Source organism: Rhizobium sp. P1_E1, assembly GCF_056406015.1.
The window spans coordinates 17,583-34,151 of the sequence record NZ_JBFUAY010000058.1 but is presented as its reverse complement, the minus strand read 5'-3'; the positions used below and the strand labels follow the sequence as shown (position 1 = coordinate 34,151).

The window sequence follows — 16,569 nt, the reverse complement described above, 5'->3', positions numbered from 1 at the left end:
GAGGGCTTGTCACTAGCGTCCTCGGTTTCGGCATCGCGGCGTGACGGGGCAAGGCCGAGCATCTGTTCGAGACGGCCGGCATTAAGCGGGGCGCTTATTCCCTTGAAGTTCATAGTCCATCTTTCGTCTGCGGATCGATTGCGTGGAGTTGCAGAGATAAGCGCAATTTAAACCTGCCGAGAACCGTCTGTCGGAGTTATCACCATGTATTCCAACGTGGGCAGGAAAGGGGAGGGCTCTCATCTTGAAGCGCACCCCGAAATGCGTCATGGGCAGCGCCGGACGTCTCGAATTGCTGAGCCTACCGCGCCTTCGTTCCTTCGCGATTGGTAAAATGCGCGTTGCCCAACCCCGTGCCGATGGTCAGCACTGCCCATCTCGACACGTCGTTCATAAAAGGGATCTGCGACAATCCCTGCACGACGGCATCGTTGTGCATCATCACGAATGTGCTGTCGTCGCCGATCTCAGGAATGGCCTTCATCAGTGCGGCAGGAAGGTTGAAGCTGTCGCTCTCCCAGTTTCCGCCGGGCAGGTTCTGTCCGCCGCGTTCGATGGAGCCATCGGCTTTGATGATGCCGGGGCATGCGATCCCGATGATGGGTGCTGGCTTGAGATTGGCCTTTTCGGCCTTGCCGATCAGATCCTGCAACATCGCGGCCAACTTCTCGATGGTCGCAGTGCGGCTCGGCTCGTCGTCGGCATGACGCCAGATGGCCGAATCCCAGACGCTCGCATCCGCAAAATTCGGCACGTCGTCCTTTCCGAATTTAACGACGCCGGCGCGCACATTGGTGCCGCCGATATCGACGGCCAGAATCGCCTCATGGCCTTTGAACATCCAGCGCGGCATCAGATGGACCGCACCGATCAGCCCGGCCTCATCGGGGTGGTGAACGATCGGCACGACCTCGACGCCGACGCCGGCCGCCTTGAGAATAACCATCGTCCTGGCGATCGCCAGTTCGCCAAAGTGGCTCCGTCGGAAGCCGCCGCCAACGACGATGCGTTCCGTCTTTCCCCAGCGTTTGTCCTTCAGAAACTTGCCTATCACATCGGCAAAGTCCTGGGCAAAATCCTCCACAGCCCCCATGATCAACGCCGCCGCCGCCAAATCATCGCCCTTCAAAATAGCGTCGATTTTTTTCTTGGAGAGCTTGTCGGTCTCAATCTTGCCGATCGGGTCGTCTCCGACCTTGCGGATGCGTTTTCTCCAATCATCAAGCTTCTGTTGGAAAGTCTTCTTGTTTGCGTTGTCGCCAACGAAACCATTCTTGTCACGCAGTTCGTTGTTGTAATCGTCGATCACCACCAATGGCAGCTTTAAAGCGCCGTGTGCCAGCGGGGCATTGACCTCATCACGGGGATCTGAACTGCTTTTGGCCATCAATGTACCTTCTAGGGCGCGAGTGCTCGAACGGGCGGCGAGACACAACGCGGACTAGCCTCAGGATGTTCCGGAGTCTGAAAAGCCACCTTGTCCTCGTCGGCCGGCGACCTAGCTTCAATGATTGCAGAGTTTGGAGAATGCCGTGCAGGACGACGACGCTACTCAGGAAATGCTTTCACTGGTCTTGGAAGAGCCCGACCACTGGGCGATGTTTCTCGATATCGATGGGACGCTGCTCAATCTTGCGCCCACGCCGGATGCGATCGAGGTTCCAGAGGCGCTTCCGGGACAACTTCATCGCCTGTCGAACAAACTTGGCGGTGCCTTGGCACTGGTCACCGGACGATCACTTGCCTATGCAGACGCGCTGTTCAAACCCTTTGCATTTCCGACAGCAGGCCTGCACGGCGCGGAAATCAGGAACGCCGCGGGCATGCAGACGGTCGAGGCGACAGCTGAGTTTCAGGCGCTGAAGCATGCGCTGACCGCGGAAGCCGAGCACTATCCTGGAGTCTTGATCGAGGATAAGGGTGCGGCCGTTGCCGCCCATTACCGGCTCGCGCCCGAATATGAAAAGGTGCTCGAAGACCGCATGCACCACTATGCTGAGCTCGCCGGGCCGAACTGGGCATTGCAGCTCGGCAAGATGGTATTCGAGCTGCGTCCGGCGCGGTCGAGCAAGGGCGATGCGCTGGAACGGTTTTTCCAGTCCGACCCGTTCAAGAACCGCTGCCCGATTACCATCGGCGATGATCTGACCGACGAGTCGATGTTTGCGATCGCCAATGCGCGTGGCGGCGTTTCCGTGCGTGTCGGTGCGATCGGCGCCCCTAGCTGCGCCACAAGCCGGCTGTCCTCTTCTGCGCTGGTCAGAAACGTCATTGCAGCCCTGGCCGCCTGAGGCCAGCCCTTAGACGATCTGAAATGCGGATTGCTGTCGTCTTTACGCCGGCTGTGCAGCGTCAATTGTCAAAAAAGTATCGGTTTTGACCGGGAATCGTGGTGGCGGGCGGGACATGAGCCCATTACACTCCCCTTCAACAATAAAAGCCAAAAAGAATTTGGCTGGCGGGCCTGGAACCGTCCTCGGAGGAGGAGACAATGGAACCTGACTTGGAAGTCATTCAGATCCGGCCCGGCGAATCTTTCGCAACGAAGGCGCATGGCTATCCCTACCATACTGTTCGCTGGCATTTTCACCCGGAATACGAACTTCATCTCGTCGTGGCGACAACGGGACGGTATTTCGTCGGCGACTTCATCGGCGAATTCGAGCCTGGCAATCTCGTTCTTGCTGGTCCCAATCTCCCCCACAACTGGATCAGCGATGTCCCGAAGGGCTCGAGCATTCCGCTTCGATGCCAGCTCATCCAGTTCAGCGAGGGCTTCATCAGCGACACGATGAAGGTGCTGGCCGAGCTCGGCCCGTTCGATCCGGTTCTTGAAGCCTCCCGCCGCGGCGTGCTCTTCGGCGCCGATACCAGCCGGCAGGTTGCTCCCCTGATGAACGAGGTGCAGCAGGCGCATGGTGTGCGTCGCATCGAGCTGTTCATGATGATCGTCGGCCTGCTCAGCCGGGCGCAGGATTCCCAGCTTCTCGCCAGCCCGAGCTATTTGCCCGATCCATCGGGCTACATGTCGGCCGGCATCAACAAGGCGCTCGCCTATATCAGAGAGAACCTCACGAAATCCTTCGACGAAGCTGATCTCGCGGCGATCGCCGAACAGTCGACCGGCGCCTTTTCGCGAGGCTTCCGCCGCCATACCGGCATGTCGCTGGTACAATATGTGAAACGCCTGCGCATCAATCTCGCCTGCCAGATCCTGATGAGCGATGACCATGCATCGATCACCGATATCTGCTTCGAGGTCGGCTTCAACAATCTGTCCAACTTCAACCGGCAGTTTCTCGCGGAAAAAGGCATGACGCCTTCGCGTTTCCGGCGGTTGTTGGGTGACAATATCAATGTGGCAAAGGCGGCCTAGAGCAATTCCAGCAAAAGTGCGCAGCGGTTTTGCGTCCGGAATTGCGTAAAACAAAAGACAGAGCATTTCCGTGACTCGGAGAAAAACGGAAATGCGGAGCCGAACGAGCACGGTCCAAGGGACGAGGGAGGACAAGGAGGAGGAGCGAAAACTGACACTGACTTTGAACGTGGGCGTGCGATGAGCGGCTCGCGATCGGAGATGCTTGTCCTCAAAAACATCAAACGCCGGGACAGGCGCGACCGTTCATTCAGCCGAACGGCCACAGCAGACAGTGCAATCACGAACCTACACAATTTTTACCAATGGGAGGAGATGGAAATGATGAAATTCTCAACACAGGCGGCAGGCGCCGCGGTATTTGTCCTGTCCTTGCTGGGCGGTACTTCCGCTTTTGCGCAAACGGCCGTTTCGGATGCGACAGTGGCATTCCTCATGCCCGATCAGGGCTCTACCCGCTACGAAGAGCACGATCACCCGGGTTTCGTCGCGGAAATGAAGAAGCTTTGCGCGTCGTGCAAGGTTCTCTATCAGAACGCCGATGCCGATATCGCAAAACAGCAGCAGCAGTTTAATTCGGCGATCACCCAGGGCGCCAAAGTCATCGTGCTGGACCCGGTGGATTCGGCGGCGGCCGCATCGCTCGTCCAGCTCGCACAGAGCCAGGGTGTGAAGGTCATTGCCTATGACCGTCCGATTCCGAAAGGCAAGGCCGATTTCTACGTCTCCTTCGATAACAAGGCGATYGGCAAGGCAATTGCGGAATCGCTCGTCCAGCATCTGAAGGCTGAGAATGTGCCGACCGATGGAGGCGGCATCCTGCAGATCAACGGTTCGCCGACCGATGCGGCTGCCGGGCTGATCAAGGACGGCATTCATGAGGGTCTGGCGAGTGGCGGATACAAGACGCTTGCTGAATTCGACACACCCAATTGGCAGCCCTCRAATGCCCAGCAATGGGCCGGCGGCCAAATCACCCGCTTCGGCAAACAGATTGTCGGCGTGGTCGCTGCCAATGACGGCACGGGTGGCGGCGCCATCGCAGCCTTCAAGGCGGCGGGTGTCGACCCCGTGCCGCCGGTGACCGGCAATGATGCGACGATCGCGGCACTCCAGCTGATCATCGCGGGGGATCAGTACAATACGATCTCCAAGCCGAGCGAAATCGTCGCCGCCGCCGCTGCCGATGTCGCCGTAAAGCTCTTGGCCGGAGAAACGCCGAAGGCCGAAATGACGCTCTACGACACGCCGGCGCAGCTTTTCGTCCCTGCCGTCGTCACTGCCGAAAACCTCAAGGCCGAGATCATCGACAAGAAGATCAACACCGCCGAGGAGCTGTGCACCGGCCGCTATGCCGACGGCTGCAACAAGCTTGGCATCACGAAGTAATCCGCAAGGAAAGCGCGACCGGCCGCCGGTCGCGCTTTCCGTTTTGCTTTTTCCGAAAGGCCAGGCGATGTCTGAAACCTCTCACAATCTTGACCCTTCCCGTCAGCCTGTCCTCAGTCTGCGCGGAATATCGAAGAACTTCGGGGCGGTGTCGGCGCTGACCGATATCGAATTGGATGTGTATGCCGGTGAGGTCGTGGCGCTGGTGGGCGACAATGGCGCCGGCAAATCGACGCTGGTCAAGATCCTGGCCGGTGTGCATCAGCCAAGCTCGGGCACGATCCTGTTCGAAGGCAAGCCGGTGAACCTGCCGAGCCCAAGTGCTGCTCTCGGCCTCGGCATTGCAACGGTGTTCCAGGATTTGGCACTTTGCGAAAATCTCGACGTCGTCGCCAACATCTTCCTCGGCAAGGAGCTCAGCCCCTATCAGCTCGATGAGGTCGCCATGGAGATCCGCGCCTGGCAACTCTTGAATGAGCTTTYGGCTCGCATTCCCAGTGTGCGCGAGCCCGTCGCCTCACTTTCCGGCGGACAGCGCCAGACGGTAGCGATCGCCCGATCGCTGCTGCTCGAGCCGAAACTGATCATGCTCGACGAACCCACAGCAGCGCTCGGCGTTGCCCAGACCGCTGAAGTGCTTGACCTCATCGAGCGCGTGCGGGAACGCGGCCTCGCTGTCATCATGATCAGCCACAACATGGAGGATGTGCGCGCCGTCGCCGATCGCATCGTCGTCCTTCGCCTCGGTCGCAACAACGGCACCATGCTGCCCGACGCGTCCAACGAGCAGCTCGTCAGCGCCATCACCGGTGCATCCAACAATTCCGTCTCCCGCCGAGCGTCGCGCCGCCAGGCGCAAAGCCAACCGAACGAGGAGGGCAGGCCATGATGAAGACCATCGACAATGATCCGGCAGCACCGGCGCTGCTCGACCGGCGTGATGAGAGAGTGCGCCATGACGACAGTTTCGGCGGTTCGATCCAGGCCTTTTGGGATCGCATCCGCTCCGGCGATCTCGGCTCACTGCCGGTCATTGTCGGCCTGGCGATCATCTGGACGGTGTTTCAGGCGCTCAATCCGGTGTTTCTCTCCAGCAGCAACCTTGTCAACATGCTGTTCGACTGCTCGACGGTCGGCGTCATCTCGCTGGGTATCGTCTGTATCCTGATGGTGGGTGAGATCGACCTTTCCGTCGGCTCCGTCAGCGGCTTCGCCTCGGCGCTGGTCGGCGTCTTCTGGGTCAACCAGGGTTGGCCGGTGGTCCTTGCAGTCCTCGCCGCGATGATCGTCGGCGCCCTGATCGGCTCGCTCTACGCGTTTGTCTTCAACCGCTTCGGCATGCCGAGTTTCGTGTCCACCCTGTCCGGACTGCTCGCGGTTCTCGGCCTGCAGCTCTATATCCTCGGAGCGACGGGTTCGATCAATCTTCCCTATGGCTCCTGGCTCGTGAGTTTCGGCCAAATCATGGTCATGCYGGACCCGATCGCCTATCTGCTGGTAGCACTTGCCGGCATTGCCTTCTTCTTCTCCAGCTACCGCACGTCGGCGCGCCGGCGGGCGGCCGGCTTGTCGGCAAAATCGGCCCGCGGACTGCTTATCCGCGCTGTCATCATCACACTTGCCCTGGAAGCAGTCGCGTTCTATCTCAACCAGTCGCGCGGCATTCCGTGGATGTTCGGCCTTTTCGTCGGGCTTGCCGCCGCCATGAACTATGCACTGACGCGAACCAAATGGGGACGCTCCATGCACGCCGTCGGCGGCAACAGGGAAGCGGCCCGTCGTTCCGGCATCAACGTCTCGCGGATCTACACGAGCGCCTTCGTCATGTGCGCCCTGCTTGCGGCAACTGGCGGCGTTCTCTCTGCCGCCCGGCTGGCGACGGCAAGTCAGCAGGCCGGCACCGGCGACGTCAATCTCAACGCCATCGCTGCGGCGGTCATCGGCGGCACGAGCCTGTTCGGCGGGCGGGGCAGTGCCTATTCAGCGCTTCTCGGCATCATCGTCATTCAGTCGATCGCCAGCGGGCTGACGCTTCTCGATCTGTCATCGTCGCTTCGATACATGATCACGGGCGCCGTCCTTGCCGTCGCCGTCATCGTCGACTCGCTGGCACGCCGATCGCGGATCTCGCACGGCCGGGCTTAGAGCAATCAGCAAAAGTGCGCCACGGTTTTGCGTCCGGAATTGCGTGAAAACAAAGAGATAGAGCACTTCCGTGATTCGAAGAAAACGGAAATGCTCTAGCCAACCAGGAAACCAGAGGAAGAAAATGGGACAGGATCTGTCTGGAAAAGTCGCGGCCGTCACCGGAGCTGCGTCGGGTATTGGCCTTGAATGCGCCAAGGCTTTGCTTGCCGCGGGCGCTCGAGTCGTGCTGGTTGACCGCAATGAAGAAGCCTTGAAGGAAATCTGCTCGAAACTCGACGCAAACGCCATTCCGTTGGTCATCGATCTCACCGATCCGAAAAGCGTTGAAGGGATGATGCCGCAGATCCTGGAAAAAGCGGGCCAGCTGGATATCTTCCACGCCAATGCCGGCTCTTACATCGGCGGCGAAGTGCTGGGCGGAGACCCTGATGCCTGGGACCGGATGCTCAATCTAAACATCAACGCCGCATTCCGTTCGGTGCATGCCGTTCTGCCGCATATGGTCGAACGCAAGACCGGCGATATCATCCTAACGAGTTCCGTTGCCGGCATGATCCCGGTCGTCTGGGAACCGATCTACACCGCCTCGAAACATGCGGTCCAGGCATTCGTCCACACGCTGAGGCGGCAGGTGGCCAAGCATGGCTTGCGCGTCGGTGCCATCGCTCCCGGTCCGGTCGTCACCGCCCTTCTCAGCGATTGGCCGCAGGAGAAGCTGGATGAGGCGCTCGCCGCGGGCGGCCTGATGGAGGCGAACGAAGTGGCCGAGGCCGTGCTTTTCATGCTGACGCGCCCACGCAACATTACGATTCGCGATCTCGTTATCCTGCCGCAGAGCGCCGACATCTGACGAAAGCGCGATCGCCTTCAACAATCGCCGAGAGGAAACGGACATGATCTTCGACAGATTTCGCCTGAACGGACAGGTGGCGCTGGTGACCGGCGGTACGCGCGGCATCGGGCTTGCCATCGCCGAGGCGCTCGGCGAGGCGGGCGCCAAAGTCATCATCACGGGCCGAAGCCGCAATGCAGCGGCAGAAGACCGGCTCTCCAAGGCGGGCGTCGATTGCGATTTCATTGTTGCCGACCTGATGAAGGAAAGCGCTGCCGACGAACTCGTCGCTGAGACCCTTTCACGAACAGGACGGCTCGACATCCTTGTCAACAATGCCGGCATCGCCATTCATGGCGACAGCGGCGAGTTCTCCGATGCCATCTGGCGCGAGATCATGACCGTCAATGTCGACACTGTCTTCCGTGCCTGCCGGGCGGCACTCGCACCCATGCGGCGTCAGGGCGGCGGCGCCATCCTCAATATCGGCTCGATTTCGGGCATCGTTTCCAACATTCCGCAGAACCAGGTCGCCTATAACGCCTCCAAGGCGGCCGTCCACATGATGACGAAGAGCCTCGCCAGCGAGGTTGCCGCAGAGAATATCCGCGTCAACGCCATCGCCCCCGGCTATATCGAGACCGACCTGTCGCGCGGCGGCATCGACAATCCCGACTGGTTCCCGACCTGGCGCAGCATGACGCCGATGGGACGCGTCGGGCAGCCGGAGGAGGTGGCGGGTGCCGCATTGTTCCTCTGCTCCGCGGCGGCAAGTTATGTCACCGGCGAAGTGCTGGTTATCGACGGCGGCTATACGACGCGGTAAGACGCGGGCACCGGGTAGGGTAGGGCGTTCGCAGCCGCTTGATCGGGGGCGAGTGTCTCCCCTGCGATCCTGCCGATTGTCCTCTGCGCGCGATATTCTGAATGATTACGACACAGACGCCGACACTTAGCGGGTATCGGGGTGTTATCGGCTCACACTCGCGCATAGAGCACATGCTCACGCCAGGCAATCGAGCATCCACTGGACACCGAAGCGATCCGTGAACTTGCCATAATAGCTTCCCCATGGCTGGACGGCGAGTGGTGTCGTGATCTCTCCGCCCTCGGCCAGCCGTGCGAATAGGCTGTCGGTACTGTCGCGGTCGTCCATGATCAGCATGTGGGCGGAGCCTCGCATCGGCTCCGCATCATGATTGTCCGAGGCGAAGAACAGAACATCAGGTCCTTCGAAACGAGCGTGCATCACCTTGTCCCGCATGGCTTTGCTGGCAACGGGCATCCCGTCCATGCCGTGGCGCTTCAATTGCGTGATCCGGCCAAGCCCGCATTCGGCATAGAAGGCGAGCGCCTCTTCGCAACCTGTGGAAAAGAACAGATAGTTAGCAAGCTGCATGGCTTGGCTCCGTCAAGGCGCCGGACCGCGACGCCTTGGTGTCGCCGGCCCGGCATTGCAAGTCTGAGATTTCCGAGCGTACGCCGCGATCGTTACGAGGCGGCAACCGCACCCTGGATGGCACAGACGAGATCGGCATTGTTGTAGCTGCGGCCGGCGATACCCCAGGCCCCTTCAGGCGCGTAGACGATGTTCGACCATATATGTTCGCGCTTCAGCCGGCCTTCGGCGGCCTGTTCGATGACATCGGCCGCTTTTTCGAAGAAAGCCTGTTTTGCTTCAGCGCTCACCAGCGCGATCTCGGGCAGCTTGAGCTCGACGAAGGCTGCAGCGATCGGCTCTCCCGCCGCAAGCACATGCTCCTGCGGCAGCACATTGATCGTGCCGATAATATTGGCTGTCATGAAGTCATTGCCGGTCAAGCCGGCGGCATCGAGCACCGCGTCCGTCAATCCGGCAAAGGCTTGCGCCTGAGCCTGCTGCGAAAGTAGGCCTTCGGGCACGGTGAGTGTGATAGGCATCGTATATCTCCCTGTTTGAACCGTGACCGCTTATGATATATACCGATCACTCTTTATGAATACACATCGATCACTCTCTTAGCAAGCCATAAAGAGTGATCACTCCAAAAGGGACATAGATGCGATATAGTGCCGAACATAAGCAGGAGACCCGAACGCGCGTCATCGCGGCGGCTGGACAGGTTTTCAGAAAGGAAGGCTATGGCGGTGCTGGCATCGATGCATTGACCAAGGCCGCAGGGGTGACCAACGGTGCCTTCTACGGACACTTCAAGTCCAAGGGTGAAGCCTTTCGCACCGCCGTGCTGACGGGTCTGGAAGAGCTGCGGCAAGGAATTGCGGCGCTGAAGGCCAGGCAACCGAAAGACTGGTTGACGACATTCGTCGGCTACTATCTCGGCTTTAAAAGAACTTGCGATCTGGGCGAGAGCTGCGCTCTGCCGAGCCTCTCCCCCGACGTCATGCGCGCAGACGATGAAACACGAAGCGCCTATACGGCAGAACTCAAACTTCTCATCGAGGAAGTTGCGGTCGGCTTGCCGGAGGGTGAGATACCAGGTCAATCCGAAACACGCCGGGAAGATCAGGCGATCTTGCTACTCGCCATGCTCAGTGGCGGTGTAACCCTCGCCCGCGCTGCTTCCGACCCGGCGCTGTCCAAACGCATTGCAGATGTCATCGCGCAGGCGGCATTGACGGCGATAGAACCTGGAAACTGATCCACTCGCTTGATGACATTGCCTTGCTCAGGACGGGGCAGTGCCGGGATCGCCCTTCCGCGCAATGCCCCTATCAGTCTCTGGAGCGCCAGTTCGGTCCCGGGATGGTGATTTCGAACTCGGTGCCGGCGCCGGTCGTCTGCAGCAGGCGGATCGTCCCGCCATGCGAGCTCAGCATGGCGCGGACGATACCGAGGCCCATGCCGGTGCCGCCCTGTTCGCGGCGGGTGGAGAAGAACGGCTGAAAGATGCGTTGGCGATTTGCCTCGGAAATACCGCTGCCGTCGTCACGAACAAGAATGACGGCTGTTCGGGCGTCGGCCGATACTCTGAGTTCCAACAGCGTGGCGCCGTGCTGAAGAGCGTTTTCGGCAAGGTTGGCAAAGACGATGGCGGCTGCTTCCTGAGGAAGAGCAACCGATATTTCCGTATCGCCTGAGCCGGAAATATCCAGGGCGGGAAATCGCCCGCGCAGTGAGGATATGATGTCGGTGACGCTGCTTCTGCCCTCGGCGACAAGGGTTTCCGCCTGCGCAAGTTCCCTCAGCCGCTGCAGCAACGCATCGAGCCGGACTGCGTCGGCGACGATGTTATCGAGAAAGTGCAAACGCTGCGCCTTCGTCATCGGCCTTTCCGCATCATCGTCGCGTAAAAGTTCGGCGGCACCGCGGATGGCCGTCAGCGGCGATTTCAGTTCGTGGGAGACATGGGCGGCAAAGGAGCTGATATATTCGGTGCGATCGACCAGTTTTCCGGCGAGATCGAGGAAGCTTTGCGACAGCAAAGCGATCTCGCATGTTCCGTAGCTTTCAAGCGGTCGGATCGCCGCCTTGCCGCCACGGGCGATCTCGTCCGCGCGGGCAATCAAGGCGTCGATAGGGCCGGTGATGGTGCGCGTCAGCACATAGGCAACGCCGAGCGTCAGCATGAAGACGACGGCGAGGGCGCCGATTTCCGCAGGTGCCATCCGGTTCGAACTCATCTCCACGGTGCGAAACCAGATGACGATGAGGATCGGCAGCGCCATGACCGCAAGAAGCACGACATAGACGATCAGCGCCAGCGTCGGCCGCCATTTTGTCTTGACCTTGGGCGCCAGCATCAGGCCTTCCTCCCGATTTCACTGCCGAGTTTGAAGCCGATGCCGTGAACCGTTGCAATGACCCCCTGGCCGCCGGCCGCCAGGAACTTGGCCCGGATGTTGCGGATATGGCTGTCGATCGTCCGGTCAGCGACATAGGTACCGGCGCCATAGGCCGCTTCCATCAATTGTTCGCGACTGAAAACCATATCGGGGCGTGACAGCAAAGCATCCAGAATTGCGAATTCGAGCGCCGTCATTGCGATCTCACCATCGCAGAAGGTGACTGTCCTGCCGCGACGATCCAGGCTGAGCGCGCCAGCAACAAGTGTGGCGTGGCGTCTCTCAGGTTCTGCCCCATTGCTGCTGCGCTTCAAAATAGCCTTGACCCTAGCCATGAGTTCGCGCGGGCTGAAAGGTTTGGTGACATAATCGTCTCCGCCAATTTCGAGACCCAGTACCCTGTCGATCTCCTCGTCACGCGCCGAAAGAAACAGGATCGGCAATCCCGACGTCTTGCGGATCTGGCGGCAGACCTCCAGGCCATCCATATCTGGCATGCCGATATCGAGAATGATGAGATCGATGTTGCCTCGGCGGAAGGCCGCCATCGCCTCGGTGCCGTTGCGGGCGGCCATCGATGCCAGGCCGGCGCGCTCAAGCGCGAAACAAATCACGTCGCGGATGTGAGGTTCGTCATCGACGACGAGAATTCGGGGCGCCATCCACCAGTCCTGCGTTGTTTTTCGTACCTGTTGTCATCGTTCTCTTTCTATCTTGCAATGGCAGCAGGAGATAGAAGATGGGTCTCCAGCCGCGCCGCCCGGAAGGTCCAGTTCCGCCAGTCACGCGGGCGCCGTTCGAAATCCCTGACGAGGTAGTACCGAAATGCCAGCGCTTGATTCCGCTTGTCGACCAGGTAGCCCGGCAACATCTGGAGATAGAGATCGAGCGCCGGAATGACGGAAGGACCGAGCGAGGAGAGATAATCGAGGTCGAGCGGTGGGCCTTCCTGGCTGATCTCCTGGCTATGGACGACATTGAAACGGGCGATCACAGCCGGGAAATCGATGAAGGCGCTGATATAGAGCACCGCAATCAGGGAGGCGAGGTTGGCGGCGATCAGCCACTCGTTGGATCGGCTGAGCAGAATGCGCAGCAGGATCAAGACAAGGCCGATAGCGACGAGTCCCATCCAGAGACCGGCAGCGACACGCAATTCCGTCAACGAATAGACCTCGACGTAAAGCCCGAGCCGCAGCATGGACGACAGGCAGAGAAGGATGTTCTGGCCGATCCAGGCGTGAACGAGGCCGCGGATGAGCGAACTATGATCACCGGGGCCACCGCGCCGCATGGCAACGAGGACGAAACCGGCGGCCAGAAGTGCCGTCGCAATCAGCGGATAGGCGCCGCGATGAGCATATTCAGCATGGCTCATGTGATCGGGCAGATCTGCGCCGCCCCAGAGATAGACGAGATCGAGAAGCGTCTGCACGGCAAAGAGCGCGTTGAACAGGATCAGCGACCGCAACAGCGAGGCATGGCCGAGCGGCGCATCTCTGGTCGGCACGATCATGAAGGGCCTGCCGGCTTGCGACCTCGCAGCGCGACGCTTCAGGCGTGGCCGCAACAGCGCCCAGACCACGATGGCGATCATCATCCAGAAACCGATCCGCCAAAGATCGAGAAACTGCAGCAGAACGGCAAAATCAATACTGCGTAGCGCGATCTCGATCAGCGGGTTCGCAGCCGCAAAGAGGAACACGAAGACTGCGGCGAGAACGAGCGGCATGATCCAGAGGCCGACGCCCTGCCGAAGGACGGTGAAGGAGAAACGTTTGGCCGGCGTCTTAAGATATTTCCTAATATCGTCGGCAAGCCGCAAGGGGATGACAAGAGCAAAACGGAGAAACACTAGCGGCAGACCGGTGAGACTGCGAGGCATAAGCCTGGCGCCGACGAGAGCAACCGCTATCAGCGCRCTGAAGCAAAGGCTGATGCCGGCTAATGAGGGCGCTTCCAGCAGAGGCGCCGACGCCAGAACCGAAAAACCAAACAGGAAAGCAGCCATTGACGGCGCCCGGATCTTCCCGGCCGAAAGTAGAATGCCGGCGCAGACGGCGAGCGCAAACAGGAAAAGATTTATCCCGGGCTGCTGGCCGAAGATCAGAAAATCCGCCAGAGCCACGAGCCCAAGCAGCGCGGCAATTCGGCCGCTGCCGCGCCTGAGAGGGATTGGTGGCGTCAATGTCTCGGTTGCGTCCATAGTTGCTCCTCTAAATGGCGCTTTTCGATCACGATGAGCATGATCACGGAAACCTTCTCGGCAGCCTGAGGCCCGTCTGTCTCCGTCAGCCACCATCCGTCATTGCGGAGGCGATCCGGCAAAGCGGGCGGAGTGAAGCGGGGCGGGATGTCATTCTTGCTCATGGCCGAAGGATGCCGCGCCGGATTGCAGATTCTGTGCAGAGAGTGAGCAGCAATTCAGGAAAATCGCCCTGACCTATGAAGGTCACGCAGCGGCCTCTTCAAAGCATATTGAATGTGAAGATGGCTTGGGAATTTACGATTGCCGCGGAAGGCTCTTCCCCTTCGCACGGGACGGCGCCGCCGTCCTGTTTCCCGCGATCGGGATCGACGCAATCAACCTGGCGAGAGCCGCCTGGGATCGAGTTCCCGTTTTGCCAAAGCATCGGCTAGTGTGTGTTTTTGCCGTGTTGGACGAAATTCCAAGAACCTCGGCAATCTCGGGCAAATTCATTCCGCTGCCGATCAGTGCAGCGACCCGGGTTTCGGCTTCGGTCAGGCCAAAGATGTGTTGCAGTTGTTGCGCTTGCCGGCGCGTCTTTGCTTCTGGATCGACGATTTGAATGAGGACGCGCGCTCCGCTGTCAACCGCATCCCAGATGGAAACCGCTGTCGCTGCAAGCGGCGTGATCATCACCAAATAAGGTGGCAAACCCGATGGCCGAGAGATCGACAAAGCTCCTCCGAACGGCGTGTCCTCGCCATCGGCTATCAGCAACGCCTGGCGAATGGCGTTCACTAGCCGGGTGGATGTCTCTGGAATATGGGCAGCAAGCGAGGGCCTCTCGGATCGGCTGAGGAAAATGCCGTCGGCCTGCTTGAGCAGTGCTTCGGCCGCCGCATTCAACAGAAGGACTGCACCGCGACTATCGATCAGCAGGGCCGCGTCAGCCATTGCATCGATCAGCCGTTGCGGCAATTCGGGTGCACGGGCGATCTGGTTTACCTGAAAGGAAAGATCGATTGCCCGCGCCATATGCGGACTCAGCAGCTTCAGCCGTGCCGCCGCTTCGACGGCGTGTTCGTCTTGCTGACGAGACAGGAAAAGAGCGACACCGCCGATACCTCCACGCTCGTGCAGGCTGGCATGCGGCAGGAAGAGCTGATTGAAGATGTGCTGAGGCGCGCAGATATCGGCATAAAACGCCGAATGCCGGACGGCCTCTGCATCGATCAACGTATTGCCGACTGCAATCTCACCCGGCTTTACCTTCTCGAATGCGCGGGCATAGGGGTTTCCCGTATAATGCTGAAGATAGAGCGCATTCAAATCTTCACGCATGCGGCCGGGGATCAAAAAGCTGCCGCGACCATCGGGCGCCTGGTAGACAATATTTCCGGCGATGGCGCCGACGTAGTCAACGATCGAGCAGAGGGTATCCGGCCATAATTCTGAACGGACCGCAGCCTGATAGACAGCATCAATGATATCGACATGATCCATACTAGCGCCGCTCGTTTTCACGATGATGGTTCCGCCAATTGCAACGATCGCACCATTTCGATTACTGCATAAATGTCTAAGGAGAGGCAAGAACAGCGAGCGTCGCCCGATCGGGTGATATCTTGCGCAGTCCCGTTCACTGAAGGACCTGCCGGGCATTTATGGCAAGATCGTTGAAGAGCGAGAGAGGGGGCCTCATCGGCACATCCGTCCAGGCAACGAGGTGAAGGACCTTTTATCTGAACCTTGGCGCGCGCTTGGCATTGTGAAGCAATTCGGAGGCGGTCGCGAACGGTCCGAAAAGCTTGAGCAGCAGCGCTTGTTCCTCGGTATCTATGCGGTGACGCGCGCAGAACTCCGTCACGGACCAGACTTTCGTCAGATCGTCTGTTTCGATTTGCCTGGGTTCGATGTGTTCGGTCAACGGCGTGTCCTCCGAACATGAAGACTACGCCACCCCGGCATTTATAAGAACTAGCTAAAAAGTATTATGCCCGCTTTTCAGACCTTCAACCGCACATGATTGAACCCCGCCGGCACCGCGCGTCAAAACAAGCGGACATATGAAGACGCCCGCCGATTGCGCGGCGGGCGTTGTGTCTGACTGATTTACTGCTGCTGATCAAGCAAGGTGAGCGTCGGTGCCCGTGATGTTGAGCGTCAGAACGCCAGCATCCGTGTGGCCTTCGCCATCGGAGATCTTGTAGTACTGGACGGTTTCCGTGACGTTCTGGCCGGCAGCCAGGTCATCCGTCAGCGTGTAGGTGAATTCGCCATTCGGCTTGACGTGGAAGACACCATGGTCGCCGACGATGTCGGTAAYAGCGTCGAGGCCGCTCTTGGCGCTGACGTTCGTGCCGTCGAACTGACGAAGGAAGAGCTTGCCGTTGTCGCCGGCAATGTCGTTGTCCAGAACGTTGCCGCCGATGGCGTCGCCTTCGTTGAAGCTGTAGTGGTCGTCGACCGCGATCGGCTTTACCTGGGTTACGCCCTGGATGTTCAGGGTGAACAGGCCGACATCGGTATGACCGCTGCCGTCGGAGATYTTGTASGAAACCTTCTCCTGGWRCRATTCACCRTTGGYGAAGYYGAYCTTGGCAGCRTCGCTYAGSACATAGGTGTAGCTGCCATCGGGCTTGACGAAGAARGTGCCGTAGTCGCCCTGGATYTCGGTGAYCTGGCTGTTGCCGSYCTTGGCGCCAACGCTCGCGCCGTCGAAGGCGCGCAGGAAAAGGTGTCCGTTATCGGATGAATCGTTGGAAAGCAGATTTCCTGAAATGGCGTCTGTTTCCAGGAATGTTGCACTATCGTCGGTTGCGTGAACAGCCATCAGTTCTCTCCTTGAATAGT

17 protein-coding genes are annotated in these 16,569 nt (G+C 59.5%); 8 read left to right on the top strand and 9 right to left on the bottom strand.

Features of this window, described 5'->3' with window-relative positions; all coding sequences use genetic code 11:
• Positions 1-301 precede the first annotated feature (301 nt).
• Positions 302-1,387, bottom strand: coding sequence for an ROK family protein (locus tag AC1D1Z_RS19810; RefSeq protein WP_131647247.1), 1,086 nt, complete (start codon positions 1,385-1,387; stop codon positions 302-304).
• 124 nt (positions 1,388-1,511) lie between these two features.
• Between AC1D1Z_RS19810 and otsB the strand changes: the two genes are divergently transcribed.
• The 7 genes from otsB (at position 1,512) to AC1D1Z_RS19775 (ending at position 8,571) form a co-directional block, all read left to right on the top strand.
• Positions 1,512-2,291: a trehalose-phosphatase gene (otsB, locus tag AC1D1Z_RS19805; protein ID WP_026231083.1), complete on the top strand. Its 780-nt coding sequence runs from the start codon at positions 1,512-1,514 to the stop codon at positions 2,289-2,291.
• Positions 2,292-2,491: 200 nt separating this feature from the next.
• Entirely contained in the window at positions 2,492-3,376 is an 885-nt protein-coding gene (locus tag AC1D1Z_RS19800) for a helix-turn-helix domain-containing protein (RefSeq protein WP_018246919.1), read from the top strand.
• Between the two features lie 315 nt (positions 3,377-3,691).
• Entirely contained in the window at positions 3,692-4,765 is a 1,074-nt protein-coding gene (locus tag AC1D1Z_RS19795; protein ID WP_193445978.1) for an ABC transporter substrate-binding protein, read from the top strand.
• 67 nt (positions 4,766-4,832) lie between these two features.
• Complete coding sequence (locus tag AC1D1Z_RS19790; RefSeq protein ID WP_477851609.1) at positions 4,833-5,654, top strand: ATP-binding cassette domain-containing protein; 822 nt, start codon at positions 4,833-4,835, stop codon at positions 5,652-5,654.
• The gene (locus tag AC1D1Z_RS19785; RefSeq protein WP_477851608.1) at positions 5,651-6,910 is read left to right on the top strand and encodes a sugar ABC transporter permease; all 1,260 of its coding nucleotides are present in this window, start codon (positions 5,651-5,653) and stop codon (positions 6,908-6,910) included. The genes AC1D1Z_RS19790 and AC1D1Z_RS19785 overlap by 4 nt, the downstream gene beginning before the upstream one ends.
• Before the next feature lie 124 nt (positions 6,911-7,034).
• Complete coding sequence (locus AC1D1Z_RS19780; protein WP_018246914.1) at positions 7,035-7,763, top strand: SDR family oxidoreductase; 729 nt, start codon at positions 7,035-7,037, stop codon at positions 7,761-7,763.
• 43 nt (positions 7,764-7,806) lie between these two features.
• Positions 7,807-8,571, top strand: a complete 765-nt coding sequence (locus tag AC1D1Z_RS19775; protein ID WP_131647205.1) for an SDR family NAD(P)-dependent oxidoreductase — start codon at positions 7,807-7,809, stop codon at positions 8,569-8,571.
• Positions 8,572-8,748: 177 nt separating this feature from the next.
• Here AC1D1Z_RS19775 and AC1D1Z_RS19770 read toward each other — a convergent pair whose 3' ends face one another.
• On the bottom strand, positions 8,749-9,144 hold the full coding sequence (locus tag AC1D1Z_RS19770; protein ID WP_018449032.1) for a VOC family protein: 396 nt from the start codon (positions 9,142-9,144) through the stop codon (positions 8,749-8,751).
• 92 nt (positions 9,145-9,236) lie between these two features.
• Complete coding sequence (locus tag AC1D1Z_RS19765) at positions 9,237-9,665, bottom strand: tautomerase family protein (RefSeq protein WP_018449033.1); 429 nt, start codon at positions 9,663-9,665, stop codon at positions 9,237-9,239.
• 119 nt (positions 9,666-9,784) lie between these two features.
• Between AC1D1Z_RS19765 and AC1D1Z_RS19760 the strand changes: the two genes are divergently transcribed.
• Positions 9,785-10,384: a TetR/AcrR family transcriptional regulator gene (locus tag AC1D1Z_RS19760; protein WP_131647206.1), complete on the top strand. Its 600-nt coding sequence runs from the start codon at positions 9,785-9,787 to the stop codon at positions 10,382-10,384.
• Positions 10,385-10,457: 73 nt separating this feature from the next.
• On the opposite strand, the gene AC1D1Z_RS19755 is transcribed toward AC1D1Z_RS19760, so the two are convergent.
• The 6 genes from AC1D1Z_RS19755 to rapA2 all read right to left on the bottom strand — a co-directional run bounded on the left by AC1D1Z_RS19755 (position 10,458) and on the right by rapA2 (position 16,549).
• Positions 10,458-11,486: a sensor histidine kinase gene (locus AC1D1Z_RS19755; protein ID WP_131647207.1), complete on the bottom strand. Its 1,029-nt coding sequence runs from the start codon at positions 11,484-11,486 to the stop codon at positions 10,458-10,460.
• The gene (locus AC1D1Z_RS19750; RefSeq protein WP_131647208.1) at positions 11,486-12,190 is read right to left on the bottom strand and encodes a response regulator; all 705 of its coding nucleotides are present in this window, start codon (positions 12,188-12,190) and stop codon (positions 11,486-11,488) included. The genes AC1D1Z_RS19755 and AC1D1Z_RS19750 overlap by 1 nt, the downstream gene beginning before the upstream one ends.
• 47 nt (positions 12,191-12,237) lie before the next feature.
• Positions 12,238-13,734 (bottom strand): DUF4153 domain-containing protein, encoded by a 1,497-nt coding sequence (locus tag AC1D1Z_RS19745; protein WP_131647209.1) that lies wholly within the window; start codon positions 13,732-13,734, stop codon positions 12,238-12,240.
• Positions 13,735-14,031: 297 nt separating this feature from the next.
• Positions 14,032-15,378 (bottom strand): helix-turn-helix transcriptional regulator, encoded by a 1,347-nt coding sequence (locus tag AC1D1Z_RS19740; protein WP_477851607.1) that lies wholly within the window; start codon positions 15,376-15,378, stop codon positions 14,032-14,034.
• Positions 15,379-15,454: 76 nt separating this feature from the next.
• Positions 15,455-15,643: a hypothetical protein gene (locus tag AC1D1Z_RS19735; RefSeq protein ID WP_018246909.1), complete on the bottom strand. Its 189-nt coding sequence runs from the start codon at positions 15,641-15,643 to the stop codon at positions 15,455-15,457.
• Positions 15,644-15,841: 198 nt separating this feature from the next.
• A complete protein-coding gene (rapA2, locus tag AC1D1Z_RS19730) occupies positions 15,842-16,549 on the bottom strand; it encodes a calcium-binding lectin RapA2 (RefSeq protein ID WP_477851606.1) in 708 nt (235 codons plus the stop codon).
• Positions 16,550-16,569: the final 20 nt, after the last annotated feature.

Excerpts from the sequence above, each read along its gene's own strand:
- AC1D1Z_RS19810 (WP_131647247.1), bottom strand. The coding sequence starts at position 1,387 with ATGGCCAAAAGCAGTTCAGATCCCCGTGATGAGGTCAATGCCCCGCTG.
- AC1D1Z_RS19800 (WP_018246919.1), top strand. The coding sequence starts at position 2,492 with ATGGAACCTGACTTGGAAGTCATTCAGATCCGGCCCGGCGAATCTTTC.
- AC1D1Z_RS19780 (WP_018246914.1), top strand. The coding sequence starts at position 7,035 with ATGGGACAGGATCTGTCTGGAAAAGTCGCGGCCGTCACCGGAGCTGCG.
- AC1D1Z_RS19775 (WP_131647205.1), top strand. The coding sequence starts at position 7,807 with ATGATCTTCGACAGATTTCGCCTGAACGGACAGGTGGCGCTGGTGACC.
- AC1D1Z_RS19770 (WP_018449032.1), bottom strand. The coding sequence starts at position 9,144 with ATGCAGCTTGCTAACTATCTGTTCTTTTCCACAGGTTGCGAAGAGGCG.
- AC1D1Z_RS19765 (WP_018449033.1), bottom strand. The coding sequence starts at position 9,665 with ATGCCTATCACACTCACCGTGCCCGAAGGCCTACTTTCGCAGCAGGCT.
- AC1D1Z_RS19760 (WP_131647206.1), top strand. The coding sequence starts at position 9,785 with ATGCGATATAGTGCCGAACATAAGCAGGAGACCCGAACGCGCGTCATC.
- AC1D1Z_RS19755 (WP_131647207.1), bottom strand. The coding sequence starts at position 11,486 with ATGCTGGCGCCCAAGGTCAAGACAAAATGGCGGCCGACGCTGGCGCTG.
- AC1D1Z_RS19750 (WP_131647208.1), bottom strand. The coding sequence starts at position 12,190 with ATGGCGCCCCGAATTCTCGTCGTCGATGACGAACCTCACATCCGCGAC.
- AC1D1Z_RS19740 (WP_477851607.1), bottom strand. The coding sequence starts at position 15,378 with ATGCCCGGCAGGTCCTTCAGTGAACGGGACTGCGCAAGATATCACCCG.